General features: G+C 63.2%; 5 protein-coding genes. All 5 read right to left on the bottom strand.

The annotated features are described in order from the left end of the window. The coding region (locus tag EN750_RS19120; protein ID WP_189526314.1) for an NAD(P)-binding domain-containing protein at positions 1 to 165 on the bottom strand (165 nt) is incomplete at its 3' end. A gap of 231 nt (positions 166 to 396) precedes the next feature. After that, positions 397 to 1542, bottom strand: a complete 1146-nt coding sequence (locus EN750_RS19125) for a serine protease (protein ID WP_127397334.1) — start codon at positions 1540 to 1542, stop codon at positions 397 to 399. Positions 1543 to 1724: 182 nt separating this feature from the next. After that, entirely contained in the window at positions 1725 to 3362 is a 1638-nt protein-coding gene (locus EN750_RS19130) for a copper resistance CopC/CopD family protein (protein ID WP_127397335.1), read from the bottom strand. Between the two features lie 53 nt (positions 3363 to 3415). After that, positions 3416 to 3934 carry a YcnI family protein gene (locus EN750_RS19135; protein ID WP_127397336.1) on the bottom strand — a complete coding sequence of 173 codons (519 nt, stop codon included), beginning with the start codon at positions 3932 to 3934 and terminating at the stop codon, positions 3416 to 3418. A 41-nt stretch (positions 3935 to 3975) separates the two neighbouring features. After that, entirely contained in the window at positions 3976 to 4515 is a 540-nt protein-coding gene (locus EN750_RS19140; protein WP_127397337.1) for a copper chaperone PCu(A)C, read from the bottom strand. Positions 4516 to 4740 lie beyond the last annotated feature (225 nt).

The following is a 4740-nucleotide window of genomic DNA, read 5'->3' on the forward strand; positions in this document are numbered from 1 at the left end:
GGGCACGACCATGTCCCTGAGCGCGCCGGCATTCTCGATGAAAGCGTCGGTGCGCGCCCCGGTGCGGTTGAAGACAGCGATGCGGTGCCCGTGCTCGGCGATGTTGAGCGCCAGGTTGGAGCCCATCGTGCCAAGGCCGATCAGGCCGATTTCGGCATTTTCCATCGTTTCTTCCCTGCTTTCGGATCTTGTTGGTTCGAGCCCGCGATTTGCGGGGATGCCCATTCATCACGGGATGCCATTCTTCACGGGATGATTGACGGGCCTTTCGGGCCGCGTCAACCGCCTCGCCGAATTGTGTTGCGCGGATCGAACGTGAAGACCAGAGCCCGAGAAGATTGGCAATTGGCGCAGCCGCCGGGAAGTTCAGGTGCCGGCGTCGAGGGAAAAGCGGGTTCAGAAATTGTAGTTGGCATAGCCATGGTAGACCAAATCCACCATTGCGTCCCCTCCGGCAAAGAGCAGATTCACATTCCAAGGCGGGTTCCAAGGCGGGAAGGGAACCACGAACTCGGTTTCCTGGCCATGGCAAACTCCCACGACGCGCCAGTCGTCGCGGATGAAGCCGAACAGAGGTCCTCCCGACCACCCGTGGCCGGCGAAGTTTGTCGTTTCAAGCTCGCGCGCATGCTTGTCTCCGTCGACATCTCTGATGAAGGCAGCCAGCTCGACAGCCGGGTATCCGGCGGCGAAATCAGGATAGCCAGCGCTCATGTAAAGATGGTCGAAATACTCATCGTGGTCGTCGAAGGCCTGCGTACCCAGCCAGCCGCAGACGTTGCCAATCGGATCAATCGTCCTGCAGATTGCATAGTCGCTGGCATCCGCTTTGAACGCCATATCCCAGAAGCCGTCATGCCTGACGCCATACCAGTCGCTGACCCATGTGGAGCCGAAGCGAGGGGAGTGACCCGGGTACATAGCCGGCGTGAATTCGATTTGACAGTTGCCGCTGTAGTCCCACGGCATGACATGGCTGGCTGTCATCAACAGGTTCGGCCCAACCATGAAGGCGGTGCCTCCTGGAAGCTCCTTGCCTTCGGAGAAGGTGCGGATGTGGCCTATCGCCGACCAGGGAAACGCCACCAGATCCATGCCGATAGCCGTAAGCCCCGACCGCTTGACGGCAATATCGCCGTCCGGTCCAGCAAAGAACGGTCGCAACCGTGGGACCGTTCGCACAGCGAGATGGCGAGGAACATAGGCCTTGAGCAGATCCTCGTTTCGCCTGCCCGTGCGCGTCGGCTTGCCCTCAGGCCGCGCGACGGCCTTCGCAACAGGCAGGTTGAGCCTCGATTCCAATCGCGGCACATAGCCCTTCGGCGCAGAGACCCGCTCAGCCAATTTGCGGGCGTCCGGAAATCGGCCCAGGCTGAGATGATTGATGATGTCGACAGGCATCGGCTCCGTCGGATCACGATCAAGTTTTTCGATGAGAGCGCCAAGGTCGTTGTGCGCAGCCAGCGCCTTGAGGTTTGGTGGTCGCCTGTTGCGCCCGGCATTCTCGTTCCCCGCAGTGGAGAGGCGTTGATCCTTCTTCATGCGATTTGTCCTAGCTTGCCCTTGCCAATGCGCCTCGATAGGGCGAGACGACCGCGATTGGCATCGAAACCGAAGTGATGGCCGCCAAGGTCGAACGAAAGCGACCATTTTGACAGTCGTCATTTGCCGACTGGGTCGCTCCTTTTTGCGGGTGCTATTTCGTGAGGACCATAAGGCCGACGCTACGGCCTGATATCGACGGGCGCCTCGATCTTCACCATCTCGAAGTCCGAGACCAGTATGTCGATGCGCACCGTCCACCGGCCCGGCACCGGGATGACGAGGTTGTCGACGCGCCAGCTGCCGTCACCGGGCTTGCTCGCAGCGCGCTTCAGCGGTTCAATGCCGGAATCGGGTTTTGACAGCACAAGCGTCACCTCCTTGGCGTCGAGCGGGCCGAAATCGCCGCTCATGATGACCATCGAGGCAACGGCCGGGCCGGCATGGCCGGGAGTGATGCTGAGATCGGCCATCGCTTGCAGCGCGTGGATATGAACCGACACCGGTTGTGCTGCCGCAATCGCGAGGGCTCGGGGCGGCGGTGTGAAGCGCCAGCCCGCGGCAACGCCGAAAATCGCCAACACGATCAACATCTCGACGCCGATCGAGCGGACCAGCCTGCGTTGAACTTCCGTCGATCCCGCCTCGGCCGATGCCGTGAGTTTCCAGCGATTGACGGCAGCAAGCGTGAACAGAAAGACCAGCAGCCCCAGCTTGATAAGCAGCAGCCTTCCATAGGCGGTGTCGACCAAAGCCGCGGGTGTCTGCACCTGGATGACGGCAAGCACGATGCCGGCAGCGGCAAGCACGGCCACCACGGGCAGGATCGCCCAAGAAAACCGCCGCAGGAATGGCGTGGCCCCCGCCGATTGCCCCTTCAGCGCCAGCCCGAGTGGGATCAATGCGCCGGCCCACAACGCGATGCAGACCCCATGCAGGAACACCATCGGCCGCGTCAGCCATTGCGGTTCGGCGGCACTGGCATGGCCGCTGGCGGCAAGGGCAACCCCCACCCCGGCCAGGCCGACCAGCGCCAATGGTTTGGCGGTGGCGCGGGGACCGGCCAGCGACAGCAGGCCAAGGCCCAGCGCGATCAGCGCGACCAGCACTGTCGAGCCGAAACTGGTGCCGAGCCCGGTCCGCCAGATGACCGATTGTGCCAGATGGGAGAGCGGCGCCCCAAGCGCATCAAGCCCCTGGAAACCGAGCGACAAGGATGCCGCGACCAGCCCGCTCAGGATTGCGGCTGCAACGAAGCGCTGCCCGGCACGGCCACTTCCGGCCAACCAGGCAAGCGCGAAGGCGCCGCCAACGCCGAGGAAAAGGCCGACGTAGAGAAAGATTTTGCCCGTCCAGATAGCCGACCGCAACGGCCAGTCGACGGCTTCGGATACGGCGGGCGGCTCGCTGGGCGCGCCGATGGAAAACAGCAGCGATCCGCCGACGGGATGACCGTCTGCGGAGATGACGCGCCAGCTCAAGACATGCGTGCCGGACTTGAGCGGCTGCGGATTGTCGATCTCGACGGTCTGGTCGCTGAGCCGGAATGACGTTAGCGGAACCGGCTTGCCGTCGGGCTTCACCAGCGTCAGCACCAGAGGCGAGACCGGCTCGCTGAAGGTCAGCGAGAACTGCGCCGGCCCCTGTGCCAGCACCGCGCCGTCGGCCGGGTCGGTCTTGATCAGCGCGGCATGGGCAAAGGCCTGATCCGACACGGCAAGGCTGGCAAGAAACACGATCACGGCCAACAGGCCGGCGGCAAACCGGCCGGCGCGTTGGCCGGTCATGGAAGCCGTTTGCAGGAAGGAGGTCGTGCTCATGTCACCGCCACGAAAAGGAGCGGCGCGCTCGAAAGGGCGCGCCGCCTGGGAGATCATTTCTTCGGCAGCAGCTTGATGCCGGGTGCCGGGCTTTCCAGCGCGTCTTCATCCTGCCCTGCCGCTGGGATCTCGATCCAGCGATCGGCGGCGCCGTCGCATTCCTGCACCACCGGGAAGTAGAGTTTTTGGCCCGCCGGGAGATCCGCCGTCAACGTCGCGCGGAAGACGAACTCGTCGTAGAATTCGTCCGGCAGGCTGCCGGCGCTCCAGTCGACTTCCTTGACCCCGTCGGTCACCGCCTGACCGTAGAGCTGGTAGGATTTCTCGTACTTGCCCTTCTTGGTCTGCAGCGTCCAGCCTGGCTTCGGCATCGGCTTCACCGCGATCACCCCTTCCGGAATCTGCACGCGCACGGCGGTCGTCGCCTTGCCCTCGCAGCCATGCGGCACGCGCAAAACGGCCTTGTAGGTCGAGCCGACCGCCGCCTCCTGGGTTTCGAACGTGATATGCGCGAAGGCGGCGCTGGTTCCGAGCGCGAGAAGTGCGCCGGCCGACAAAAGATATTTGTTCATGTTGGTCCCTCGGATTTTCAAAATTTGTCGAACCGGCCGGATCAATTGGCGTGATCGTCCATGGCGCCACCGCCCATGCCTTCGACAGCGAAATCGACGCTGACGGCGCCGGCCTTTTCGAAAGCCAGCGTGGCGGAAAACTTCTCGCCCTGTTTGGGTTGCCGCTTCAGGCCGATGAACATCAGATGATAGCCGCCAGGCGCAAGCGCGACCTTGCCGCCGGCCGGAATTTCCAGGCCGCCGGCAACCGGCCGCATGGTCATGACGCCGTCCTTGACGCCCATCTCATGCAGCTCGGTCTTTTCAGAAACATCGGAGGAAATCGACACCAGCCGGTCCGGTGCACTGCCGTTGTTGGTGACGGTGAAATAACCCCCGGCCACATTGGCACCGGCCGGTGTGGCGCGCGACCAAGGGTGGCCGACCTCAAGATCGCCAACCTTGAACTCATGCGCGAGGACGGACTGGGCGCCTGTGAACAGCAGCGCAAGAGCCAGCACGGCAATGCCGACACGCTCTTCGATGCCGCGTAGAATGCCGCCGGGCACAAGACGCGCGGCGTCAGGGAAAAAATAGGACATGGTTGCTCCATGAAGTGATGGTCGCGCCGTTGCCGGTCGCGAGCAGTTTGATCTTTGGATTGGTACGCCCACGAAAAGTTCCGCCGGGCAAACAGGCTCAGGCCGTCAGCGGCGGCGCGCGCGGGTTCGACGGCGAGCGCTCACGCGCAAAGTCGAGATGGATGGCCGCCGGAAAAACAAAGGCGACCGTTTTGAAGGAAAGGCTGCCCAGCGCCAGGCCAGCAC

The organism is Mesorhizobium sp. M7A.F.Ca.ET.027.03.2.1, from assembly GCF_003999175.1.
GTDB lineage: Bacteria > Pseudomonadota > Alphaproteobacteria > Rhizobiales > Rhizobiaceae > Mesorhizobium.